Annotated in this window: 22 protein-coding genes, 1 riboswitch and 1 other annotated feature (1 of these 24 cut by a window edge); of the genes, 1 reads left to right on the top strand and 21 read right to left on the bottom strand. The window is 45.3% G+C overall.

Features of this window, described 5'->3' with window-relative positions:
* The first annotated feature begins 120 nt into the window (after nucleotides 1-120).
* Complete coding sequence (gene rqcH, locus NST79_RS08595) at nucleotides 121-1833, top strand: NFACT RNA binding domain-containing protein (protein WP_212060496.1); 1713 nt, start codon at nucleotides 121-123, stop codon at nucleotides 1831-1833.
* A 39-nt stretch (nucleotides 1834-1872) separates the two neighbouring features.
* On the opposite strand, the gene sirC is transcribed toward rqcH, so the two are convergent.
* From sirC to ileS, 21 genes are all read right to left on the bottom strand, one after another.
* Nucleotides 1873-2361, bottom strand: coding sequence for a precorrin-2 dehydrogenase (gene sirC / locus NST79_RS08590; RefSeq protein WP_015715866.1), 489 nt, complete (start codon nucleotides 2359-2361; stop codon nucleotides 1873-1875).
* Nucleotides 2342-3127, bottom strand: a complete 786-nt coding sequence (gene sirB, locus NST79_RS08585; RefSeq protein ID WP_038428938.1) for a sirohydrochlorin chelatase — start codon at nucleotides 3125-3127, stop codon at nucleotides 2342-2344. The genes sirC and sirB overlap by 20 nt, the downstream gene beginning before the upstream one ends.
* 2 nt (nucleotides 3128-3129) lie before the next feature.
* Nucleotides 3130-3903 carry a uroporphyrinogen-III C-methyltransferase gene (cobA, locus tag NST79_RS08580; protein ID WP_015715864.1) on the bottom strand — a complete coding sequence of 258 codons (774 nt, stop codon included), beginning with the start codon at nucleotides 3901-3903 and terminating at the stop codon, nucleotides 3130-3132.
* A 98-nt stretch (nucleotides 3904-4001) separates the two neighbouring features.
* Nucleotides 4002-4595, bottom strand: a complete 594-nt coding sequence (cysC, locus tag NST79_RS08575; protein ID WP_015252120.1) for an adenylyl-sulfate kinase — start codon at nucleotides 4593-4595, stop codon at nucleotides 4002-4004.
* Nucleotides 4596-4607: 12 nt separating this feature from the next.
* Nucleotides 4608-5756 carry a sulfate adenylyltransferase gene (sat, locus tag NST79_RS08570; RefSeq protein ID WP_212060498.1) on the bottom strand — a complete coding sequence of 383 codons (1149 nt, stop codon included), beginning with the start codon at nucleotides 5754-5756 and terminating at the stop codon, nucleotides 4608-4610.
* A 48-nt stretch (nucleotides 5757-5804) separates the two neighbouring features.
* The gene (gene cysP / locus NST79_RS08565; protein ID WP_029317784.1) at nucleotides 5805-6869 is read right to left on the bottom strand and encodes a sulfate permease; all 1065 of its coding nucleotides are present in this window, start codon (nucleotides 6867-6869) and stop codon (nucleotides 5805-5807) included.
* Between the two features lie 11 nt (nucleotides 6870-6880).
* Nucleotides 6881-7582: a phosphoadenylyl-sulfate reductase gene (locus NST79_RS08560; protein WP_029317783.1), complete on the bottom strand. Its 702-nt coding sequence runs from the start codon at nucleotides 7580-7582 to the stop codon at nucleotides 6881-6883.
* 161 nt (nucleotides 7583-7743) lie between these two features.
* A riboswitch (SAM riboswitch) is annotated at nucleotides 7744-7849 on the bottom strand.
* 144 nt (nucleotides 7850-7993) lie between these two features.
* Entirely contained in the window at nucleotides 7994-8626 is a 633-nt protein-coding gene (gene pyrE / locus NST79_RS08555) for an orotate phosphoribosyltransferase (protein WP_284692391.1), read from the bottom strand.
* Nucleotides 8623-9342, bottom strand: a complete 720-nt coding sequence (gene pyrF / locus NST79_RS08550; protein WP_003232107.1) for an orotidine-5'-phosphate decarboxylase — start codon at nucleotides 9340-9342, stop codon at nucleotides 8623-8625. Before pyrF ends, pyrE begins: the two co-directional genes overlap by 4 nt.
* A complete protein-coding gene (locus tag NST79_RS08545) occupies nucleotides 9311-10246 on the bottom strand; it encodes a dihydroorotate dehydrogenase (protein ID WP_212060502.1) in 936 nt (311 codons plus the stop codon). Before NST79_RS08545 ends, pyrF begins: the two co-directional genes overlap by 32 nt.
* Complete coding sequence (gene pyrK / locus NST79_RS08540) at nucleotides 10246-11016, bottom strand: dihydroorotate oxidase B electron transfer subunit (RefSeq protein WP_017694839.1); 771 nt, start codon at nucleotides 11014-11016, stop codon at nucleotides 10246-10248. The genes NST79_RS08545 and pyrK overlap by 1 nt, the downstream gene beginning before the upstream one ends.
* Nucleotides 11013-14228 (bottom strand): carbamoyl-phosphate synthase (glutamine-hydrolyzing) large subunit, encoded by a 3216-nt coding sequence (gene carB / locus NST79_RS08535; protein WP_212060504.1) that lies wholly within the window; start codon nucleotides 14226-14228, stop codon nucleotides 11013-11015. The genes pyrK and carB overlap by 4 nt, the downstream gene beginning before the upstream one ends.
* Nucleotides 14213-15307: a carbamoyl phosphate synthase small subunit gene (locus NST79_RS08530; protein ID WP_003232115.1), complete on the bottom strand. Its 1095-nt coding sequence runs from the start codon at nucleotides 15305-15307 to the stop codon at nucleotides 14213-14215. The genes carB and NST79_RS08530 overlap by 16 nt, the downstream gene beginning before the upstream one ends.
* Nucleotides 15304-16590 carry a dihydroorotase gene (locus NST79_RS08525; RefSeq protein ID WP_144482469.1) on the bottom strand — a complete coding sequence of 429 codons (1287 nt, stop codon included), beginning with the start codon at nucleotides 16588-16590 and terminating at the stop codon, nucleotides 15304-15306. Before NST79_RS08525 ends, NST79_RS08530 begins: the two co-directional genes overlap by 4 nt.
* Complete coding sequence (locus tag NST79_RS08520; protein ID WP_015252126.1) at nucleotides 16574-17488, bottom strand: aspartate carbamoyltransferase catalytic subunit; 915 nt, start codon at nucleotides 17486-17488, stop codon at nucleotides 16574-16576. Before NST79_RS08520 ends, NST79_RS08525 begins: the two co-directional genes overlap by 17 nt.
* A gap of 144 nt (nucleotides 17489-17632) precedes the next feature.
* Nucleotides 17633-18940, bottom strand: coding sequence for a uracil permease PyrP (gene pyrP / locus NST79_RS08515; protein ID WP_003221479.1), 1308 nt, complete (start codon nucleotides 18938-18940; stop codon nucleotides 17633-17635).
* A 173-nt stretch (nucleotides 18941-19113) separates the two neighbouring features.
* Entirely contained in the window at nucleotides 19114-19659 is a 546-nt protein-coding gene (pyrR, locus tag NST79_RS08510) for a bifunctional pyrimidine operon transcriptional regulator/uracil phosphoribosyltransferase (RefSeq protein ID WP_003232127.1), read from the bottom strand.
* Nucleotides 19660-19841: 182 nt separating this feature from the next.
* Nucleotides 19842-20753 carry an RluA family pseudouridine synthase gene (locus tag NST79_RS08505; RefSeq protein WP_003245307.1) on the bottom strand — a complete coding sequence of 304 codons (912 nt, stop codon included), beginning with the start codon at nucleotides 20751-20753 and terminating at the stop codon, nucleotides 19842-19844.
* Between the two features lies 1 nt (nucleotide 20754).
* The gene (lspA, locus tag NST79_RS08500) at nucleotides 20755-21219 is read right to left on the bottom strand and encodes a signal peptidase II (protein ID WP_029317775.1); all 465 of its coding nucleotides are present in this window, start codon (nucleotides 21217-21219) and stop codon (nucleotides 20755-20757) included.
* A 102-nt stretch (nucleotides 21220-21321) separates the two neighbouring features.
* Complete coding sequence (gene ylyA, locus NST79_RS08495; protein ID WP_014479740.1) at nucleotides 21322-21696, bottom strand: sporulation-related RNA polymerase-binding protein YlyA; 375 nt, start codon at nucleotides 21694-21696, stop codon at nucleotides 21322-21324.
* 143 nt (nucleotides 21697-21839) lie between these two features.
* Nucleotides 21840-24605, bottom strand: coding sequence for an isoleucine--tRNA ligase (gene ileS, locus NST79_RS08490; RefSeq protein WP_029946171.1), 2766 nt, complete (start codon nucleotides 24603-24605; stop codon nucleotides 21840-21842).
* A 52-nt stretch (nucleotides 24606-24657) separates the two neighbouring features.
* Nucleotides 24658-24813 (bottom strand) — a binding site (T-box leader) (it continues 71 nt past the right edge of the window).

Here is a 24813-nt window from a genome sequence, read left to right as displayed (position 1 = left end):
CCGCTCGTCCACTCCCCTGCTCTCTTATAGAGATATCACTCTATAAGCATGCTTATTCTGACTCGTCCCATTTCATGCTATAATTATCGAATGCAGGAAGAATGAGAGGGTGTATTGCATATGTCGTTTGATGGCATGTTTACATACGGAATGACACACGAACTTAACGAGAAAATAATGGGCGGACGAATTACAAAAATCCATCAGCCATATAAGCACGATGTGATTTTCCACATCCGTGCCAAGGGAAAAAACCAAAAACTATTATTATCGGCACATCCGAGCTATTCACGGGTGCATATCACGGCACAAGCTTATGAAAATCCAAGCGAACCGCCAATGTTTTGCATGTTGCTGAGAAAGCATATCGAAGGCGGATTCATTGAGAAAATTGAACAAGCGGACTTAGACCGCATTATGATTTTTCATATCAAAAGCCGAAACGAAATTGGCGATGAAACCGTACGAAAGCTTTATGTAGAAATTATGGGCCGCCACAGCAATATCATTTTGACTGACGCAGCAGAAAATGTGATCATCGACGGACTTAAGCATTTATCACCGTCAATGAACAGCTACCGTACAGTACTGCCCGGCCAAGATTATAAGCTTCCGCCTGCTCAGGACAAAATATCGCCTCTTGAGGCGTCAGAAGATGATATTTTGCGTCACCTCAGCTTTCAAGAAGGAAGGCTTGATAAACAAATTGTCGACCACTTTTCAGGCGTGTCTCCGCTTTTCGCCAAAGAAGCGGTTCACAGAGCAGGCCTTGCCAACAAAGTCACACTGCCAAAAGCGTTGCTGGCACTGTTTGCCGAAGTGAAAGAGCACCGTTTCATTCCCAACATTACGACTGTAAACGGAAAGGAATATTTTTATTTACTGGAGCTGACTCATCTAAAGGGCGAAGCGCGCCGTTTTGATTCATTAAGCGAACTGCTCGACCGTTTTTATTTCGGAAAAGCTGAACGAGACCGGGTCAAGCAACAGGCTCAGGATCTTGAGCGTTTTGTTGTGAACGAACGGAAGAAGAATGCCAACAAAATCAAAAAATTAGAGAAAACCCTGGAGTATTCGGAAAACGCGAAGGGGTTTCAGCTTTACGGAGAGCTTTTAACCGCTAATTTATATATGCTGAAAAAAGGTGATAAACAGGCTGAGGTCATCAATTATTATGATGAAGAAAGCCCGACAATCACGATTCCTTTAAACCCAAACAAAACGCCTTCTGAAAACGCACAGGCCTATTTCACGAAGTATCAGAAAGCGAAAAATTCGGTCGCAGTTGTCGAGGAGCAAATCAGGCTGGCACAGGAAGAGATCGAATATTTCGATCAGCTGATTCAGCAGCTTTCGTCCGCTTCTCCCCGGGATATCAGCGAAATCAGGGAAGAGCTTGTTGAGGGCAAATATTTGCGCCCTAAGCAGCAAAAAGGCCAGAAAAAGCAAAAACCGCACAATCCGGTGTTAGAAACATATGAATCCACCTCAGGCCTGACAATTTTAGTGGGTAAGAACAATCGTCAAAATGAATATTTAACGACCAGAGCGGCGGCCAGAGACGATATCTGGCTTCACACGAAGGACATTCCCGGCTCCCACGTTGTGATCAGAAGCAGCGAACCTGATGAGCAAACAATCATGGAAGCCGCGACAATTGCAGCTTATTTTTCAAAAGCTAAAGATTCAAGTTCAGTGCCTGTAGATTATACAAAAATCAGGCATGTCAAAAAACCAAACGGCGCGAAACCCGGTTTCGTCACTTATGACAGCCAGCATACCGTCTTTGTCACGCCTGATGCTGATACTGTCATCAAGCTCAAAAAAAGCTGAGCCGCATAAAGAAAAGCCAGAGCATTTGTATGCTCTGGCTTATTTCTTTCTTCTCACCTGATAAAGCCTGTTCACTTCAGCAACAAAATCGCCGTCAATCAGCTTATCCACGTTTTCAGCAAGCTCTTTCGTGTGCTTTGGACTGGCTCCGCTTGTAGAAACAGACACAGTGACATGCCCTCTTTTTACGATTTTCGGCATATATACATTGCCAAGCTCAGCGTCACTAACACAATTGACAAGCTGAAAAGGCGAAGCGGATTGGGCAATTTCTTTGTTCACTGCCGCATTATCCGTCGCAGCAATAATGAAGAAAGCATTGAGATAATCTTCTTTTTCAATTGTCCGTTTTTCCCATTTGATACGCCGCTCTTCTGCCATTTGCTTGATTTCCGGTTCCACATCCGGACTGACAAGCGTTATATCAGCTCCCTCAGAAATCACCGTTTTCAGCCTTCTGAGAGCGATGCTTCCGCCCCCCGCAATCACAACCTTCTTCTTTTCCAGGCTAATGTGCAGCGGAAGCATATGAACCTCCATCAAAATCAAATTGTCCCTCAGAATTTGCCGCAGTTTCTCTCACACGGTTCAAAAATGCGTTTTTCACATGAGGATGAAAACCGATATAGGAAGAGAGGTAGACGTTCGGATTATGGGCTTTTAATTTCTGAACCTCTCGTTCGATTTCATTCATCAGCATACCCGTAAAAAGCAAATATGGAACGATAAAGGTTGTTATGCCGTCATCTTTTTTAAGTTCTGAAAAAACCTCTTTGTAATTAGGGCCGCATGCTGTCAAAAAGCACGGAATGACTTCCTTGACTGGAATCATTTCCTGAAGAAGATTAGCAATACCGGTTACGTCTCTTTTGACATCTGGATCTGAACTTCCCCTTCCGATGAGTACCACTCTGGCATTTTCATATGGAACACCTATGTCTTTCATTCGGTGATATACAGCCTTGACTACTTCTTCGTCAATCCCGATCGGCTTTCCGTATGAAATGCGGACTGACGGATATCGGGATGCAACACGGGCAATTTCTTCCGGAATATCATGTTTTGCATGCGCAGCTGTTAAAAGAAGCAGAGGCACCACTGCGATATGAGTGGCGCCTTGCTTCACACATGCTTCAAATCCTGTCTCAATTGTCGGCTCCTGAAGCTCTAAAAAGCTGATTTCTTGTACTGGCACAGAGATGTGGGCCTTACATCCTTCCAAAAAGGCTGCGGCTTCTTGCTGCGCTTTTTTGACCCGGCTGCCGTGGCCGACATATAAAATTGCTTGTTTCATTTTTACAACGCCTCGCTTAAATCTTGTTTTTTCAGTTCAGATTCAAACCATTCCAGCTTATAGTGATAATTTACAACATTTCCAATGACAATTAAACTCGGATTTGTAATGTTTTCTTTTATCACCGTTTCTGAAAGGGTGTCAACTGTACAAAAAACAGATTTTTGCTTGTCCGTTGTTCCCCAATGAATAAAGGCTGCCGGCGTAGAACCGTCCCGGCCATTTTCAAGGAGTTTTCTCTCAATCTGCTGCACGTTTTTGATACCCATATAGATGACAAGTGTATCAATTCCTGTAGCCAGCGCTTTCCACTTTTCCTCAAAATCTTCTTCTTTTTTATAATGACCCGTTACAAAAGCGACGTTAGAGCCCGCCTCCCGATGAGTAACAGGAATCCCGGCATAAGCGGCTGCCGCGATTCCAGACGTAATGCCGGGGATGATTTCAAACGGAATTCCGTTTTCAGAGAGACATTCCGCTTCTTCTCCCCCCCTGCCGAACACAAAAGGGTCTCCGCCTTTCAGCCTGACAACGGTTTTCCCTTTTTGCGCATACTTTACAAGAAACCGATTGATGGTTTCTTGCTTCATCGTATGAAAATCTGGAAGCTTCCCGCAGTAGATCAGGTCTGCTTGCTCTTTGGCATATTGTAAAATCTCTTTATTTACTAATCTGTCGTATAAGATGACATCAGCTTTTTCAATGGCTTTCAGCGCTTTAATTGTCAGCAGATCAGGGTCACCGGGACCCGCTCCTACAATATATACTTTCCCCATCGTATTTCCCCCGATCTATTCGAGTTCTTCCAGAGCATTCGCTGTGATGATGTTCTCGCTTGCATTCCGGCATCTGAGAAGAACGCAGCAGATCATATTCAGCTCAATTTTTGTTTAACAAACTCGATCAGCTGATTTTTACACGCTTCACGGTCATGCTGTCCTGAATCAAGAACGAGCTCTGGAGCTTCCGGTTCTTCATAAGGTGAATCAATTCCTGTAAAAAACGGAATCTCGCCGTTTCTTGCTTTTTTGTAAAGTCCTTTCGGATCTCTTTGTTCACAAATATCAAGGTCGCATTTAATGTAGACTTCATTAAATTCGCCCGCTTCCACAAGCTCGCGAACCTGTTGCCTGTCCTCGCGGAAAGGAGAGATAAAAGCAGTAATCACAATGGTTCCCTGCTGAACAAAAAGCTTTGCCACCTCTCCGATTCGGCGGATGTTTTCTTTTCGGTCTTCATCAGAAAAACCAAGATCCTTATTTAAGCCGTGACGGATATTATCCCCGTCAAGCACAATCACTTGGTAGCCTTGCTCAAACAATTCTCTCGCAGCGGCGTTGGCAATCGTTGATTTGCCTGAGCCGCTTAACCCTGTCAGCCAGAGAATGGAGCTTTTATGCTTGTTTTTTTGCTGGTACTCTTCTTTTGTGATAGAGGCTTCATGCCATACAATATCGCGATTTGTCACTGCCAGTCCTCCTTAAGATACGCCTACTTCTTCTTTTTTCTTCATCCCTTTGATTAACACTTCTACGACTTCTTTTCGACTGAATTCAGCAGGCGGCAGCACACCGTCTCTCAGCATACCTCTTACCTTAGTGCCTGATAAAATGACGTGATGCTCTCTGCCATGAGGGCATGTTTTCGCTGTTCCCATATTTCCGCATTTTTTACAGAAGAAGCTGTGCTCAAATTTCAGCGGTGTAATTCCGAGTTCTTCAGGTTTAAATGTGTCAAACAGCTCCTGTGCTTCGTATGTTCCGTAATAGTCGCCTACACCTGCATGATCACGGCCGACGATGAAATGTGTGCAGCCGTAGTTCTTTCTGACAAGCGCGTGGAAAATTGCTTCTCTCGGGCCTGCATAACGCATCGCCGCTAAAAAGACACCAAGGAAAACGCGATCTTTCGGGTAATAATGATCAAGAAGCACTTGGTAGCTTTCCATCCGTACATCAGCTGGAATGTCATCAGATTTTGTTTCACCTACTAACGGATTCAAGAACAAGCCGTCTACTGTTTCAAGAGCCGTTTTTTGAATATATTCATGCGCTCTGTGAACAGGGTTTCTTGTTTGGAAACCGACAATGGTTTCCCAGCCTTTTTCCGCAAACTGGCGTCTCGTTTCTGACGGTTCAAATGTAAATTCAGGGAACTGTTTTGAAGCTTTTTTAATCAACGTAATCGGTCCGCCGACATATGTATTGCCGCGGCTGAACAGCTTTTTAACACCAGGATGCTCCTGTTCATCTGTTTTGTACACATTGACAGCTTCTTTTTGTTTGTCAGGCACGTACAGGTCTTCGATTTGGATAACGCCGTATGTTTCTCCTTCATACGTTAACTTTACCGTTTCACCAACTGACAGTTCCGCCGCTTTTTGCGCATCGACCGGAAGCGTGATTGGAAGAGACCAAACAACACCGGAAGAAAGACGCATGTTTTCGACAACAGATACGTAATCTTTTTCATTAAAGAAACCTTCAATCGGGCTGTATGCACCGATACCGATCAATTCCAAATCCGCGAAAGAAATTAAATCAAGTTCAATTTCTTTTTGAGTGCCGCTCACATCATATGATTCATCTACTCTGTTTACTAATGTTCCTCCGTGTGGTGCTAAGCTCATAACATCCATCTCCTCCTAGTTAACTTATAAAATTACTCAGATTAATGATCAGATTCCCCCGCCTTGTTCGTGGACTGAGCGTCTCTCTTTACGAATGGCCTTTGTCAGGCTGACGGCACCGCCCGCCGCTAAAAGCACACTTACCATGATAAAGATCGAATAATAATCTGCTTTTAAAAACAAGGATACAAGCAGATAAGAAATCGATAAAGATAAAAACGGCGATACGATCCATACCTTCAGCATCGTTTGAACAACTTGTTTATGGAACACGTTCGGACCGTTTTTTGCCATGCCTATTCCGATAATAGACGATGACGTGACTTGCGCCAAGGGCACCGGCATCCCAAATACAGAACTGATGATCACCAGTCCAGCTCCTGTACCGGATAAGAGAATGCCTTCCCCTTTGGAGAATCTCGTAATTTTCTTCCCGTTTGTTTCTAACACACGCCGGCCTAATAACAGTGCGCCAAGAGCAACAAAAGCTCCCCCATACAAGGTTCCTTTTCCGACATCAAGCACACCGGCAGCTACTAACGGGCCAACAGCATTCGCCACGTTATTCATGCCGGCAGAGAATGCTTCGAAAAATCCGGCAACTAGCAAAACAATGCCGAGGATTTTTTGCTTTTTAGAAGATTTTACTTCAATCTTAAAATAACGAAACAGCTTAGATACGAAATAGGTGAAGCCGAAAGCGAACAGCGGGACAAAAACCCAAAATGACACAATGATCAGAAGATTGTTCACAAACAATACTTTATAAGCCACTCCCACGCCGACAACCGCGCCGACTGTTACTTCACTTGTCGACAAAGGTATGCCGAGCAGATTAGCAGTAAAGAGCGACAGGGCAGCAGCTCCAATAATGATGCAAACAATCGTCAGTGTAATCGTCTGCTCAGGAATAATGCCGGAGCTGATTGTTTTTACAACCTCGCCTCCGCCAATGACCGCCCCGGCAAAGACACCGACTGCGCATAGGATCAAAGCGTAGGTTTTCTTTTTGATGGCTCCGGAGCCGTAAGCAACCCCCATCGAAGCTGCAGCGCCGCTTGCACCAATATTCATCGCGAAAAACAAGCTAAATAAAATAGCGGCTAATTCCATTTTGCAGCTCCTTATTCATGCAGTCCGCATTCTGTTTTCGCCATACCATTCCATCTGCCTGAGCGCAAATCCTCCGCTGTAAAAGCGGGAGCAGTGCAAGGCGCACAGCCAATACTTGGATATCCTTGGTCATGAAGCGGATTGTAGTCCAGTTCATTCCGGGATGTGTATCTCCAAATGTCTTTCCAAGTCCAATGGATAAGCGGGCAAACTTTTACTGACTTGAATTTTTCATCTTTGTTTAAGAAATTCGTATTGGCACGGCTTGGCCCTTGATCACGGCGCAGGCCGGAAAGCCAGGCTGGATGTCCTGAAAGCGCCTCTCTTAAAGGAACGACCTTTCTAAGATAGCAGCACTGATTCGGCTCTCTTTCCCACAGTTTGTCACCATGTTCTTCGGCTTGTTCCTCAAGGGTGAGATCTGGTTTTTTCAGGATGATATTAAGACCCGGATAACGCTCTTTCACTCGTTCAATTGTTTCATAGGTTTCTTTAAAATGAAGTCCTGTATCAAGAAACACAATCTCTGCGTCTTTTTTCACTTTATAAATTAAGTCAATCAGAACGATTCCCTCAATTCCGAAACTGCAGGCATAAACAAGCTGATCGCCGTAATGGCCGTATGCCCATTTTAAAACTGACAGCGCTCCTTTATAAGGATCGTCTTCCGGAAATGTAATCGTTGGTTCTTCCCAATTATCATACGTTAACATTTCTTCTTTCCTCCTTTCGGAGACAAACAAACAGTAGCTTTCTGCCGGTTGTCTTTTCCCATGTAATGTGATTCGCGGCTGCTGATATACAGATAGCCTTTTTACCTCTTAAAATAAAAAACTTTCAATCCGGCGGAAAGAAAGACAGGAACAGCATGTAGCCCTTATCTTTCAAAATGGAATTCATTTTGCTGGAAGTAGCACCTTACAAACTTTGCAGGTTGCCGGGCTTCATAGGTCCAGTCCCTCAGCCGCTCTTGATAAGTTTTTAGATTTGTAGTAAATTTTAGCACAATTCTAACATAAGTCAACCCGACTTTTTTTATAGGATTAATAAAAAAACAGGCCTCACAGCCTGTTTTCAAGTACATCAAGGCTTTGAAGCCTCTTTATATCATTTGAATTTATTTTTTATTTTTTAAACCAATCTTTTGACTCGGGATTTCGTTTCCATGTTTGCAGCTTTTTTAGATCATCTGAATGAATATTTCCGTTTTCAAGCGCGACCTCTGTGAGCGTATCATAATCAGTTAATGAGTAGTATGGCAGTTCTGCCTTTGCGAAGGCTTCCTCCGCTTTAGGAAGTCCGTACGTAAAGATTGAGACGACACCAAGCACTTCACAGCCGGCCGCTTGTAAAGCTGCACAAGCTTCAAGCACACTGCCTCCTGTGGAAATTAAGTCTTCAATGACAACTGTTTTTTGCCCTTCTTGCACAGCTCCCTCAATCTGATTGCCTTTTCCGTGCGCCTTCGGCTTGCTCCTCACATAACACATCGGAAGATTCAAACGGTCAGCCGCAAGAGTAGCATGAGGAATACCGGCAGTTGCTGTTCCCGCAATCATTTCAGCTTCAGGAAAATGCTCTTTGACAAGCTTGCTGATACCTGAGGCGACATCGTTTCTGACCTCTGGGAAAGATAGCGTAAGGCGGTTGTCACAGTAGATTGGTGATAAAATGCCGCTTGCCCATGTGAACGGCTCGTTCGGGCGTAAAAATACAGCTTGGATGTCTAATAGATGTTTTGCGATGATTTGTTTCAAGATTTGATTCCCTCCCATTCAAGTCTGACAGCCTTATAGGCTTTTACCGGGTCTTCCGCTTTTGTAATCGAGCGTCCTACTACAATCGCTGATGAACCTTTCTCTCTTGCAATGGCAGGCGTCGCTACGCGGACTTGGTCATTCGCAGCGTCCTCTGACATTCTGATCCCCGGAGTGACAGTCAGAAATGAAGGCGACACCGCTTGGTAAATGGCTTTTGCTTCATGAACAGAGCAGACCACTCCATCCAGTCCGCTTTCTTCCGCCTGTTTGCTGTAGTGCACAACCGTATCAATCAGAGACTTTTCGATCAGCAGTTCATCTTTCATGATTTGTTCAGATGTGCTTGTCAGCTGGGTTACCGCGATAAGTGACGGACGTTTTTTTCCAGCCGGCGTACCTTCTTCTAAGCCTTCGAGAGCTGCCTGCATCATTTTTTTGCCCCCGGCAGCATGAACATTGACGAGGTCTACTCCAAGACTGGCAAGGCGCTTCATCGCTTTGTTTACAGTAGTCGGGATGTCATGAAGCTTTAGATCTAAAAATAGCTCGCAGTTTCTTTCTTTTAGTTGTTTCACGATAGATGGCCCTTCTTGATAAAAAAGCTCCATCCCAACCTTTACAAATAACGGTTCTTGCTGAAAAGGCGCTAAGAATGCAAGTGTTTCTTCAGCTGACGCAAAATCAAGCGCGATGATGGGCAGGTTGTTTTTCATGATTCCAGCTCCTTCCGATGCATTCTTCAATCGATTGATAGCCGTATTGGCGCAAAACAGATGGGAGCTGTTCAATAATCTCTGGACATGCAAAAGGATTCACAAAGTTTGCTGTTCCGACAGCGACTGCGCTTGCTCCCGCGAGAAGAAATTCCAGGGCATCTTCAGCCGTCTGCACGCCTCCCATTCCGATAATCGGGATGTTGACTGCCTGGCTGACTTCATACACCATGCGAATGGCAACCGGCTTCACAGCAGGGCCTGAAAGTCCCCCTGTTTTATTCGCTAATATCGGTTTGCCGGTTTTTAAATCGAGTCTCATGCCGATTAATGTGTTGATCATCGTAAGACCGTCCGCTCCGGCTTCCTCGATCGCTAAGGCAATTTCTGTGATATTAGCCACGTTCGGAGAAAGCTTCACATAAACGGGTACATCCGAAACCTCTTTCACCGCTTTTGTCAAATCGGCAGCCATCTCAGGATTCGTGCCAAAAGCGATTCCGCCTGTTTTCACATTCGGGCAGGAAATATTCAATTCAAGAGCATGAACATTAGGCGCTTTGCTGATACGCTCTGCGACTTCAACATAATCCTCGACTTGAGAACCTGCGACATTTGCAATGATCGGCGTATCAAACTGCTCAAGCCACGGCAGCTCATTATGCAACACGCTATCCAGCCCCGGATTTTGGAGACCGATCGCATTGAGCATTCCAGCACCAGTCTCAGCTACCCGCGGCGTCGGATTCCCGAAGCGCGGCTCCTTTGTCGTAGCCTTAATCATGATGGCTCCAAGACAAGACAAATCATAAAAACGTGAAAATTCTTTTCCAAACCCGAAGCAGCCTGATGCAGGAATGATTGGATTTTTCAAATCAAGTCCCGGCAATTTCACCTCTAGCATTACAGCGCCACCTCCTGAGCTTTAAATACAGGCCCGTCGAGACATACTTTTACATAGGATGTCTCACTTTCGTTTGTATGGCACACACACGCGAAGCATGCGCCGATTCCGCAGCCCATTCGTTCCTCCATGGACAGATATACTTCTTTATGGGCATATTCCTGTTTTAACGCCTTGAGCATCGGTGTCGGCCCGCAGCTGAGGAGGATATCAAACTCTAGATTTTTCCGTTTAATCACATCTGTGACAAATCCGGTTTCCCCGTAGCTTCCGTCAGCTGTTGCCACATACGTGTCTCCGTACTGCCTGCATTCTTCCTCGTAAAATACATCCTTTGCCGATTGGAATCCTAAAACGTGGATGACATTAACCCCTTTTTCATTCAAGCGTTTCGACAGCTCTTGGAGAGGCGGCACACCTACTCCGCCTCCTACCAGCAAAGCCGTCTTTCCGGGTTGAACTTCATTAACAGGAAAGCCATTTCCCAAAGGCCCGAGGACATCCACAAGTTCTCCCTGCTGCTTCAGTGACAAGAGTCTTGTCCCTTCCCCATCTACCCGATAAATGATGGTGACTTCATTTTTTTCAAAGTTGACATCTGCGATGCTGATCGGCCTTCTCAAAAGAGGCGTAACCGCTTCGCTCACTTTAAGATGAAGGAACTGTCCCGGGGTTGTAAACCCTTGGACAAGCTCCCCTTTCAGAACCATTTGATACACCCGGTCTGCAATTTGCTGGTTAGAACATACTGTCAAATACGCTTTTTTCATATAGTGACTGCCGCCTCCTGATTTGTGTTGACTGCCGGCATTTGATCAGCACGGAATATCATGCTTTCCAGCACTCGTAATATCGCCTCTGCCGTATCTAAAGATGTTAGGCAGGCAACACCATTTTCTACTGATTCACGTCTGATTCTAAAACCGTCTCTTGCCGGCTGCTTTCCTTTTGTCAGCGTATTGATGACAAACTGCGCTTCTCCGTTTCTGATGACGTCAAGCAAGTTCGGGCCATCCTGACCGATTTTTCCGACGACCTTCGCTGGAATGGAAGCTTCTTTCAGGTAGCCTGCCGTTCCTTCCGTCGCTAAAATGTTGTAGCCGATCGCGTGGAACCGCTTAGCAATGGCAAGCCCTTCTTCTTTGTCCTTATCAGCTACTGTTAAAAGCACGGAACCGTAGTTCGGGATTTGAATACCTGAAGCAATCAAGGCTTTGTAGAGCGCCTTTTCAAGTGTCGAATCTTTCCCCATGACTTCACCTGTTGATTTCATTTCAGGCCCTAACGTAATGTCCACTCTTCTCAGCTTGGCAAAGGAGAAGACCGGCGCTTTTACAAATACACCTTGCTGTTCAGGCTGAAGGCCCTCTGTATAGCCAAACGCAGCCAGCTTTTGACCAAGAATGATTTTTGTTGCGAGATTCGCCATTGGGATACCCGTAATTTTGCTTAAAAACGGTACGGTTCTGCTTGATCTCGGATTCACTTCTAGCACGTACACCTCACCTTGCGACAAGACGAATTGAATATTGAGCAAACCGACAATATTCAGCCCTTTAGCCAAAGCGATCGTGTATTGTTCAATTTTTTTCTTAATGTCCTCTGTGAGAGACTGAGGCGGATAAACAGCGATTGAGTCTCCGGAGTGAACGCCCGCACGTTCAATGTGCTCCATAATTCCCGGAATGACGACTGTTTCACCGTCGGATACTGCATCGACTTCAATTTCTTTTCCAGTCAAGTATCTATCAATTAATACAGGGTGCTGCGGATTGATTTTGACTGCATTTTTCATGTAATGAAGCAGCTCCTCTTCATGGTACACAATCTCCATCGCCCGGCCGCCAAGTACATAGGAAGGACGCACCAGTACCGGATAACCGATATCACTTGCGATGCTTACCGCCTGATCAACTGATGTCGCTGTTTTGCCAAGCGGCTGAGGAACACCAAGTTCTCCAAGCGCTTGTTCAAATTTATCCCGGTCTTCCGCACGGTCTAAATCTTCTAATGAAGTTCCAAGGATTTTCACTCCGCGTGCAGAAAGCTCGTCAGCAAGGTTAATCGCAGTTTGTCCGCCGAACTGTACGACAACGCCCATTGGCTGTTCGAGGTCAATGATGTGCATGACATCTTCAATCGTAAGCGGTTCAAAATACAGCTTGTCTGAGATGCTGAAGTCTGTTGAAACGGTTTCCGGGTTGTTATTGACAATAATGGCTTCATAGCCTGCTTGTTTAATTGCCCATACAGAGTGAACCGTCGCATAGTCGAACTCGACACCCTGACCGATTCGAATCGGACCCGAACCAAGCACCATCACACTTTTCTTATCTGTAACGACAGATTCATTTTCTTCTTCATATGTGCTATAGAAGTATGGCGTTTCTGACTCAAATTCCGCCGCACATGTATCTACCATTTTGAATACCGGCGCAATCCCCGCTTGTTTTCTCAAGCTGTAAAGCTCAGATTCTTTCATTTTCCATTCACGGCTGATGTACTGATCAGAGAAGCCGAGTTCTTTTGCCCGTCTCAGCACATCTGTATCGCCCGCATTCGCCTTCAATTCTTTTTCAAACTGTACGATTCCGAACAGCTTATGCAAGAAGAAGACATCGATAGCGGAAAATTCATGGAGGTCTTCTACCGTGTAGCCTCTTCTGTACGCTTCAGCTAAGTAGAATAAGCGTTCATCACCGGCCTTTTTAATTCGCTTTTCAAGAAGCTCATCTGAAATGTCAGCGGCGTCCTTCAATTCAAGATGATACACATCCGCTTCCAGTGATCTCACTGCCTTCAGCAATGACTCTTCAAGCGTGCGGCCGATTGCCATGACCTCACCTGTCGCTTTCATTTGCGTGCCAAGCTTTCTGTTTGCTGATTCAAACTTATCAAACGGCCAGCGCGGAATTTTGGATACGACATAGTCAAGAGCAGGTTCAAATGCTGCATATGTTTTTCCTGTCACCGGGTTCATCATTTCATCTAATGAAAGTCCGACTGCAATTTTAGCAGCGAGCTTTGCAATCGGGTATCCCGTTGCTTTTGATGCAAGGGCAGATGAACGGCTGACACGCGGATTTACTTCAATAATGTAATATTGGAAGCTGTCTGGATCTAAGGCGAGCTGGACATTACATCCGCCTTCGATCCCAAGCGCGCGAATCAGTTTTAACGATACATTCCGCAAGAGCTGATATTCGCGATCGCTGAGCGTTTGGCTCGGCGCAACAACAATACTGTCTCCAGTATGGATTCCAACTGGATCAATGTTTTCCATGTTACAAACGACAATGGCGTGATCCTGGCTATCTCTCATGACTTCATACTCGATTTCTTTATAGCCGGCGATGCTTTTTTCAAGCAGACATTGGTGTACCGGGCTTAATTTCAAGCCGTTCTCAACGATTTCTTTTAACTCTGTTTCATTCGAGCAGATGCCTCCGCCTGTTCCGCCTAATGTATATGCCGGGCGGACAATGACAGGGAATCCAATTTGACTGACGAATTTTTCTGCTTCTTCAAGGGAGTGAATAATCTCACTTTCAGGCACCGGTTCATTCAGTTCATTCATTAATGTTCTGAACAAGTCACGGTCTTCAGCTTGCTGAATCGCAGACAGTTTCGTGCCAAGCACTTCGACGCCGCATTCTGCCAAAACGCCTCTTTCAGAAAGCTCAACCGCAAGATTCAAACCGGTTTGGCCTCCGAGTGTAGGAAGAATGGCATCCGGGCGCTCTTTTCTGATGATTCGTGTCAGGAATTCAGGTGTGAGCGGTTCGATGTAAACCCGGTCAGCCATTTCTGTATCTGTCATGATCGTGGCAGGGTTTGAGTTGACAAGGATGACTTCATAACCTTCTTCTTTCAAAGCAAGACAGGCTTGTGTTCCCGCATAGTCAAATTCTGCTGCTTGGCCGATGATGATCGGTCCAGATCCGATTACTAAAATTTTGTTAATGTCTACGCGTTTTGGCATACCGCTTCCCCTTCTTTCTCTGTTGTTTCGATCATTTCGATGAATCTGTCAAATAGATGATTGGCATCCTCAGGACCAGGTGAGGCTTCGGGATGATATTGAACCGTAAATGCCGGCAATGTTTTATGCTTCAGCCCTTCAATCGTATCGTCGTTAATTGCGATATGCGTCACTTCCAGTTCTGTTTTACTGATAGACGAAACTGTATATCCATGGTTTTGAGATGTTAAGGCAACTTTTCCTGTAGCCAGCTCTTTTACCGGGTGGTTTGAGCCCCTGTGGCCGAATTTCATTTTTTCAGTATTCGCCCCGCACGCCAGCGCGAATAATTGGTGGCCGAGACATATTCCGAATAATGGCACTTTTCCAAGAACACCTTTAATCATTTCAATCGCTTCAGGCACATCCTTCGGGTCTCCAGGTCCGTTAGAAAGCATGATACCGTCCGGTTTCAGCTGAAGCACCTCTTCCGCTGTAATGTTGTAAGGCACAACGATGACGTCACATTTCCGTTTGTTCAGCTCTCTTAGAATCCCGTGTTTCATGCCGAAGTCAACCAAGACAATGCGTTTGCCTCTTCCCGGGCTCGGATATGCTGTTTTTGCTGATACTTGGGATACTTGATTTCTTGGCAATTCCGTTTCGTTCAGTCTTTTCAGCACTGCTTCGATATCTTCATCAGATGAAGCGAATGTTCCTTTTAGCGCGCCTGCCGTGCGGATCATTCTTGTCAGCTTCCTTGTATCAATTCCCTGGAGTCCGGGAATGTTTTTCATTTTTAAATACTCGTCTAAGGTGTATGCTGAACGCCAGTTGGAAGGCAGCTCACATAATTCTTTGATGATCAGCCCTTTGACAAAAGGGGTAATGGATTCAAAATCATCACGGTTAATGCCGTAATTTCCGATAAGCGGGTATGTTAATGTTACGATCTGTCCGCAGTAAGAAGGGTCAGATAAAATTTCCTGATAGCCTGTCATCCCAGTATTAAAAACGACTTCTCCCATGTTGTGTTCTAAGCTTCCGAAGGCTTCTCCCTCGAATACCGCTCCGTTTTCCAGTACTAATCGTCTCTTCATTTGACAAGTCTCCCCTCTTCATAAGCAAGCTTCCCTGCCGCAATTGTAGCGACCGGCCAGCCGGTGCAGCTGATGCCGTTGAATGGTGTATTTTTTCCTTTTGATAAAAATGTCTCTTTGTCTATAACTGCTTCTTTTTCTAAATCGATTAACGTAATGTCCGCAGCTTGCCCCGTTTGTAATGTTCCATATGGGAGACCGAACGCTTCGCATGGCTTGATTGTCATGTAGTCAATCAACTGCTTCAGCGACCAGCTGCCATTTTTGACAAAGTGTGTGTAAAGAAGCGGGAATGCTGTTTCTAAGCCGACAATTCCGAATGGCGCCAGTTTCATTTCTGTTTTTTTCTCTTCTTCCGTATGCGGTGCATGGTCTGTTGCGATAAAATCAATTGTTCCGTCTAAAAGACCTTCAATTAAAGCAGCTCTGTCTTCTGCACTGCGGAGCGGCGGATTCATTTTATAGTTTGTGTCCAGCCCCGGGATATCCTCATCACAAAGCAGCAAATGATGCGGCGACACTTCTGCTGTCACTCTGATTCCCGCTTTTTTCGCATCGCGTACAACTCTGACAGATTCTTTCGTGCTGATATGGCATACATGATAATGGCAGTTTGCCGCCTCAGCCAGCAGCACATCGCGGGCAATATGAACCGATTCACACACAGAAGGAATGCCGTTTAGCCCGTTCGCTTTGGAGAATGTCCCCTCATGTACGCTTCCTCCGTAAATTAAGGAGTTGTCCTCGCAATGTGCAACAATCGCTTTGTCAATTGCAGCTGCCCGTTTCATCGCTTCATACATCATTCCTGCTGTCTGTATACCAACACCGTCATCTGTAAAAGCAAATGCCCCGGCTTCTTTTAACGCTTCAAAGTTTGTCATTTCATCGCCGATTTGTCTGATCGTAATGGATGCATATGGAAGAACTCTGACGCATGATGTTTCTTTAATTCTGTTTTGCACCCATTCCATCTGCTCCTTTGTATCAGGAACCGGCCGCGTATTCGGCATTGCTGCTACTGTAGTATAGCCGCCGCGTGCCGCCGCTTTGGCCCCGGTTTCAATAGTTTCTTTTTTCTCTCCGCCCGGCTCTCTGAAATGCACGTGGAGATCAACAAACCCAGGTGAAACGAGCAAACCTTTCGCATCAATTACCGTTTCATTATCCGTTGCATCAAGCTTGCCGATTGCGGTGATGGTTTCTCCAGTCACTCGGATATCCGCTTCTGTTTTTTCACCATTTTCGTTTAGTATCCAGCCGTTTTTAATGAGATATGACATATGCTGCTTCTCCTCTTTTCACATTGGTTTGTAAGGCACGCTGTATCACTGCCATTCTGATAAATACGCCATTTTGCATTTGCTTGAAGATTCTTGATTTTTTGCTTTCTACTAAGCTGTCATCAATCTCCACTCCTCTGTTTACCGGAGCAGGATGCATGATGATCGCATGCTGCTTCATACGCTCAGCCCGTTCTACGGTCAAGCCGTATTTGTTTAAATAGCCTTCCTGGCTGACAGCGGACTGATGTCGTTCATTTTGAATGCGCAGCAGCATGACGACATCGGAAGACTCAACTGCTTCATCCATTGAGACATACGTGCCGAATGTATTTTCTTCATCCTGCCATGCCGAAGGGCCGGAAAATAGGACCCGGGCACCCAATCTTGTCAACACTTCCGCATTTGACCTTGCCACTCTGCTATGCTTGATGTCACCGTGAATGGAGACGGTAAGCCCTTTGAACGTATTGAACTCTTCATAAATCGTCATTAAATCAAGCAGTGATTGTGTCGGATGCTGGCCGCATCCGTCTCCCGCATTCAGAATCGGAATGTTCACCTGGCTGACAAGCTCTTCATAATACTCATCCTCACTGTGCCTGATGACGCAGACGTCCACACCGATTGATTCGAGCGTCCGGATCGTGTCATATAAGGTTTCGCCTTTTTGCACGCTTGTGCTTGTTCCATCAAGGTTGAGCACATTCATGCCCAGCTTTTTTTCTGCGACCTCAAAGCTGAACCGCGTTCTCGTGCTCGGTTCGAAAAACAGGTTTGCGGCAAACTTTCCTGTAAGCTGATTGTCTGTTTTTCCGCTTTTGAGATCTTGTGCTGTTTGAAGCAAATCTTTGATTTCCTCAGTGCTGAGTTCACTCATCGTCGTTAAATGCTTCATGTTCTTTCCCCTCTCTTTTCAACTTAAGGCTGAAAAAAACCCCGGTCTAAGATAGACTCGGGGTACGGTTAAATAGAGGGCAGCATTGAAGCTTCCTTCTCTTCATAACCCTTCCAAGCCTCTCTGGACTTTCATTAAAAGGTTTTAGATATGATGTTGTTCAGATGTGTCTGCCTGCTCTTCCTTCGCCTGCGGAAGAATCAGGTTTAAGATGACACCGACAATTGCGGCAAGCGCCATTCCTGACACTTGGAATCCGCCCTGAGATACTTGGATAAAAGCGCCACCTACACCGATGACAAGGATAACTGATGTAATAATGAGGTTTCTGTTGTTTTCATAATCAATTTTGTTATCAATCAGCATTCGCAGGCCGCTTGAAGCAATGATTCCGAACAGCAGGAAGGAGACGCCTCCCATGACCGCTGACGGCACTGAACTGATCAGCGCTGAAATTTTGCCGATAAAGCCGAAGCAAAGGGCAATCACTGCCGCGCCTCCTATGACAAAGACGCTGAATACTCTTGTGATGGCCAGCACGCCAATGTTTTCTCCGTAAGTAGTCGTCGGAGGGCCGCCGATCAGAGAAGCAAGAATTGTCGCCACGCTGTCACCCATAATGGAGCGATGCAGTCCCGGCTTTTTAATGAAATCTTGTCCAACAACCTTACTCAGCACCATTTGGTGGCCGATATGCTCTGACATTGTGACAAATGCGACAGGAACCATTGCGGCTGCGATGCCGAGTGTAACTGACGGTGAATAATCTTTGAACGGAATGATAAATTCAGGCACTGCGAACCATTTCGCGTCAAGCACCGGCTGGAAGTTGACAATCCCTTGAGTAAGGGCAAACAGGTATCCGCCGATGATTCCGATCAGAACCGGAATCAGGCTTAGAAATCCTCGTAAGAAAATCGCACAAATAATCGTAATTGCCAGCGTAACTCCTGCGACACTAAAGTGCTTTAAGCTGTAGACCAACTCACTCGCGTTTGGATCAGCATACATCGCCATGTTTACCGCAGTGCTTGCCAGTCCCAGCCCGATGACGATAATAACAGGCCCTACGACTACAGGCGGGAGAATCTTCATCAGCCATCCTGTTCCAAGCTGCCTAATCAATAAGGCAATCAGCCCGTACACCAGCCCTGCAAGAAACGCCCCAACCATTGCCGCTCCCGGCCCGCCGGTCGCTTTTACCAGAATGATCGGAGAAATAAAGGCGAAGGATGAACCGAGATACGCCGGAATTTGTCCTTTCGTAATAAGAAGGTACGCCAGTGTTCCGATGCCGCTTGTCACCAACGCCACAGCAGGACTCATTCCGACGAGCTTCGGAACCAAAATGGTTGAGCCAAACATGGCAAACAAATGCTGAAGGCTGAATGAAACCCAAGAGAAAGGTGTCGGGACATCCCTGACCCCTAAATTTACTTTTTTCTTACTCATGATGATTTCCCCCTGATTGTTGACTTTCATTTTAGGATGACTCAATGACTGTATAAAAAAACCTCTTTGCTTTTTTACGCAAAGAGGCATACAAAGACCTGCCGAATGCTTTTTGGGCCTTTGTTGTGCACCTCTTTGCAACCTCTCTGGATTGCCCTTAAAAAGGTGATCTATTATTCGTTTTCATAAATGGCGACGAGATCGTTTTGGTCTACCTCATCAAGCTGAACCATAACCTTTTCAGACTTTGATGTCGGGATGTTTTTCCCGATATAATCCGCTCGGATCGGCAGCTCCCGGTGTCCTCTGTCCACAAGCACTGCAAGCTGAATGGAGGAAGGTCTGCCTACATCAACAAGCGCATCCATTCCTGCTCTGACTGTTCTTCCGGTATACAGAACATCATCAACGAGAATGACTTTTTGATCTGTAATATCTACCGGAATATCTGCACCTTTTACAAGCGGTTCATCGTTGCTCGTTTTTTTAGAAAGATCGTCTCTGTAAAGAGTAATATCAATTTCACCGACTGTAACAGGATTTCCCTCAATCTGTTCAATGCGTTCCGCAAGGCGTTTTGCCAGGTAAATCCCTCTTGTCTTAATACCGACAAGAATGCAGTTATTCATTCCTTTATTGCGTTCGATCATTTCGTGAGCAATCCTGGTCAGCGCCCGTCTGATTGCCTGTTCGTCGAGAATGACAGCTTTTTGATTCAATGTGTGACACCTCACAGTTCATATAGAAGAAAAAACCCCTCCTGCCAGAGCATAGAGGGGTTTTAGGACAAGGTGCGCGCCTGTACACGCATCCCGTCTATCCGTTATCCTTCTCAGCCTCTCTGGACTGTTTTAAAGAATCTATTCAGCTTCGTTTATTATTTCAGAAAAGAAACCCTCTGTCAACCGTTTTTTCTGAGGTTTTCGATTAATTCTGCCATATCCTCAGGAAGCGGCGCTTCAAATTCGACATATTCTCCTGTTCGTGGATGGTCAAAACCTAAAACTCCCGCGTGAAGCGCTTGGCCATTAAAGTCGATTGTTTTTCTTGGGCCGTATTTCGGATCGCCTGCTAATGGGAATCCGATATATTTCATATGAACACGAATTTGATGGGTTCTCCCTGTTTCAAGCTGGCATTCCACTAACGTAAAATCCTGAAAACGCTCTAGTACATGAAAATGAGTGACAGCGTTTTTGCCATCACGTGTCACAGTCATGCTTTGACGGTCTTTCTTATCTCGTCCGATCGGCGCGTCAATTGTGCCGTCATCGTGAGAAATAAGCCCGTGGACAACTGCCGTATATTTCCGCGTGACCGTTTTGTTGACCAATTGGTTTACAAGTGACTCGTGCGCCATATCATTTTTCGCCACCATTAATAAACCGGACGTGTCCTTATCGATTCTGTGAACAATACCCGGACGCATCACGCCATTTATTCCGGAAAGGTCTGTGCAATGAGCCATAAGGCCGTTTACAAGTGTGCCCGTAAGATGCCCGGGTGCTGGGTGAACAACCATTCCGCGAGGTTTGTTGACGACCAGCACATCCTGGTCCTCATAATAAATATCCAGATCCATAGGCTCTGCCAGGACATCGAGCGCTTCCGGTTCGGGTACAGTGACGGTCACCTGATCACCCGGCTGAATTTTATAATTCGCTTTCACCGCGCTTCCGTTCACGACAACCTGTCCGTCTTTTACCCATTGCTGAACCTGGGTTCTTGACCAATCATTCTCAGTCGATGCCAAAAATTTATCAATCCGCTCACTTTTTTGTTCTTCTGAAGCGGTTATATCAATTTGATTCATGCTATTGCTCCTTTTTCTTTTTCCTGCTGTCCAACAGCATTTGTATAAATAAAAGCATTACGCCGACACATAGTGAAGAGTCCGCGATGTTAAATATCGGGTAATTGTAATTGACAATAATAACATGGATAAAATCCACAACTTCCTGTCTGACAGCCCGATCGATAAAGTTGCCGATGGCACCGCCAAGCATAAGTCCGAGGGCAACGCCAAGAAGCCTTTGTCCTTTTGTATAACGCTGTATGTAATAAACAATACCAATAATAACAGCGGTTGTTATGAGGTAGAAAAACCACATCTGACCCGCTAATATCCCCCATGCAGCACCCGTATTGCGATGGGAGGTGATATAGAATACCTGATCAATGATCGGAATGCTTTGGCCAAGTTCCATGTTCTTAACAACTAGCCATTTTGTCAATTGATCGGCTGCAATAATAAGTAGTGCAATCATATAATACAGCACAAACGTTCCTCCAGTTTACGGTTACTTTAATCCATTATGCATTTTATCAATAAAAAGCACTGGAGTAAAGAAATATCAGGCATAATAACCGGCCAGACACTGTTATTCATACAGTGCCTGACCATATTCGATATCCGTTGATTTCCATATCGGAAGCGTTTTTTTCTCAAATTGGACAGAATAAAGAAAATCGTTTGCTGTTCGGGCCGTCGGCAGCACTGCCAGCTTTGCAAGAGGAATGGGAGCCCCGGTTTCTTCACAGTATCCGAATGTGCCGTTTTCGATTTTGGACAATGCAAGGAGAACGTCTTGAAGCTCTTCTTTAATATGATAGATCAGAGTTGCTTTTTGTTTATGATTGATTGCTGCTTGCGGGCTTGTAGAAACCTGAAAGCAAGAATACTCAAATAATCTCGACTGTAATTCTTCTTTCATCAGAAGAAGTTCCGTATAAATTGCGGTCAGTTGATCATTCATTCTTCACAACTCCTGCTCTTAACGTAGTACCTTTATTGTTGCCTATGAATGATGATCTAAAGCCCATAAGATTTTTCCTGCCGTTCTAAAGGATGTCACTCTTGGCACAAAAAAAGCCCGGCTTTTACGCCGGGCCCTTTTCATTATTTTTGATAGTATTTTTCAACGATTTCAGCGTTGCGTAATGAAAGTGTAGGATATTTCGGATTTGCCCCTACATCTTTTGAAATCACACGAGATCTCTCACACATTTCGCCTTCCGCTTTCTCGACAGCGATTTTACCCGTCGCAAAGCTTTGCGCATCGTTCGGCGCTTCATTTTCTTCGCTGATTGTCAGTTCAGACACAATAAACAGCTGAGAAAGGTTTTCTTTTATGGAAGCCAAGAGCTCCTTGTTTTCTTTGTTTGGATACAATTTCAGGTTTGCTTCCAAAGATTTACCGATAATTTTTTCATTTCGCGCAGTTTCTAATGCTTTCAACACGTCATCACGAAGAGCCATAAAGCGGTCAAATTTTTCTTCAGTCGCTTCACTGTTTGGAACCGCGATTGTTTCCGGCATATCGGTCAGCTGAACGCTCTGCTCTTCAACAAATGTTAAATGAGACCACAATTCGTCTGCCGTATGTGGAAGGATAGGCGCTGAAAGCTTCACTAATGCAAGAAGCGTTTCATAGAATACTGTCTGCATGCTGCGTCTATCCGGATGATCCGCATGCTCGATGTAGACAATATCTTTTGCAAAATCAAGGTAGAATGAGCTCAATTCGATTGTGCAGAAATTATGAATGCTGTGATACACAACCGCAAATTCGTACTCATCATACGCTTTTTTCACTTTATCAATCAGCTTGTTCAGCTTAATCAGCATATACTGATCCACTTCGCGAAGATCTTCGACAGCCACCGCATTTGTTTTTGGATCAAAATCGAAAAGGTTGCCGTGAAGGAAACGGAACGTGTTGCGGATTTTACGATATACTTCCGCAACCTGCTTCAGAATGGCGTCAGACACGCGAACGTCCGCCTGATAATCCACTGAAGATACCCATAATCTTAAGATGTCGGCACCAAGCTGTTTCATGACTTTAGCCGGAACAACAACGTTACCGATTGATTTACTCATCTTGCGTCCTTCTCCATCCAGTGCGAACCCATGGCTGAGCACACCTTTATACGGCGCTTTCCCTGTTACGGCTACTGCTGTAGAAAGAGAAGAGTTAAACCAGCCGCGATATTGGTCAGATCCCTCTAGGTATAGATCAGCCGGGCGAACGAGGTCATCACGTTCTTCAAGCACTGCTTGATGTGAAGAGCCTGAATCAAACCAAACATCCATGATATCCTGTTCTTTTGTAAATGTGCCGTTCGGGCTGCCAGGATGCGTAAAGCCTTCCGGAAGAAGATCCTTTGCTTCTTTTTCAAACCAAATGTTTGATCCGTGCTGTCTGAACAATTCAGAAACATGTTCAATGGTTTCATCTGTAATAATCGGTTCTCCGTTTTCAGCGTAAAATACCGGAATCGGCACACCCCACGCACGCTGTCTGGAAATACACCAGTCTCCGCGGTCCCGAACCATGTTGTGCAAACGCTGCTCGCCCCATTCAGGAACCCATTTGGTTTCTTTAATGGCATCCAGCAGGTCTGATCTGAAATCTTTAATAGACGCAAACCATTGCGCTGTCGCTCTGAAAATGGTTGGTTTTTTCGTTCTCCAATCATGCGGATAAGAGTGAGTAATGAATTCAAGCTTCACAAGTGCGCCTTTTTCATCAAGCTGCTGTGTGATCGCTTTGTTTGCATCATCATAGAACATGCCTTCAAAGCCAGGAGCTTCGCTTGTCATTACACCTTTTTCATCGACCGGGCAAAGCACATCTAAACCGTATTTTTGGCCGATGATAAAGTCATCTTCCCCATGTCCTGGCGCTGTATGAACACAGCCTGTTCCGGCATCAGTTGTTACGTGTTCACCAAGCATAACGAGAGAGTCTCTGCCATATAGCGGGTGTTCAGCGATAATGTTCTCAAGGTCTTTCCCTTTGACCGTTCTTGTCACTTCATACTGATCAAATCCGCATGCCGATGCAACATTTTCGACTAAGGCACTTGCTACGACAAAGCGGTCTTCACCTACTGCAATCACGCTGTACTCAAGATCAGGGTGCACTGAGATTCCGAGGTTCGCCGGAATTGTCCAAGGCGTTGTTGTCCAAATGATGATGCGCTCGCCGTTTTCAAGAACGCCTTTTCCGTCTTTTACACCAAAAGCGACGTAAATAGATGCTGAACGTTTATCTTGATATTCGATCTCGGCTTCAGCCAGAGCAGACTCACTTGAAGGTGACCAGTTAACCGGTTTAAGGCCTTTGTAAATGTAGCCTCGTTTTGCCATTTCACCAAATACGCGGATTTGCTGCGCTTCGTATTCCGGTTTTAATGTCACATATGGGTTTTCCCAGTCACCGCGGACACCAAGACGTTTGAATTGCTCACGCTGTCCCTCGATTTGCTTCCAAGCGTACTCTTCGCATAGTTTGCGGAATTCCGCTACTGACATTTCTTTGCGGTTGACCTTTTTGTTTTTTGTCAGAGCTGTTTCAATTGGCAATCCGTGTGTATCCCAGCCCGGCACATACGGTGCGTTGTAGCCGCTCATTGATTTATAGCGGACAATGAAGTCTTTCAAAATCTTGTTAAGTGCATGGCCCATATGGATGTCGCCGTTTGCATACGGAGGTCCGTCATGTAAAACAAATTTCGGGCGGTCTTTCGTCCGTTCCTGAACAAGACGATAGATATCCTCTTCCTCCCATTTTTTTTGAATGTCAGGCTCACGGTTTGGCAAATTTCCACGCATCGGGAAATCTGTTTTCGGCATTAAGAGCGTGTCTTTAAAATCCATTTTCATTCCTCCACTGCATTTTTTCAGAAAATAAAAAAAGCCCTCTCATCCCATAAGGGACGAGAAAGCTTATCTCGCGGTACCACCCTTTTAGAAAAAGCCAGCATACGCTTTTTCCTCTTGAGCATCGTAACGTGATGAACGTCCTAACCTACTGTGAGTTCAGCAAGGAAACTAAAGGGCTGATCTACATGATTCCGGCCATCCC

Origin of the sequence: Bacillus sp. PS196 (genome assembly GCF_037963555.1) — a bacterium.
Taxonomy (GTDB): domain Bacteria; phylum Bacillota; class Bacilli; order Bacillales; family Bacillaceae; genus Bacillus; species Bacillus subtilis.
This window is presented reverse-complemented; position numbering and strand designations above follow the sequence as displayed.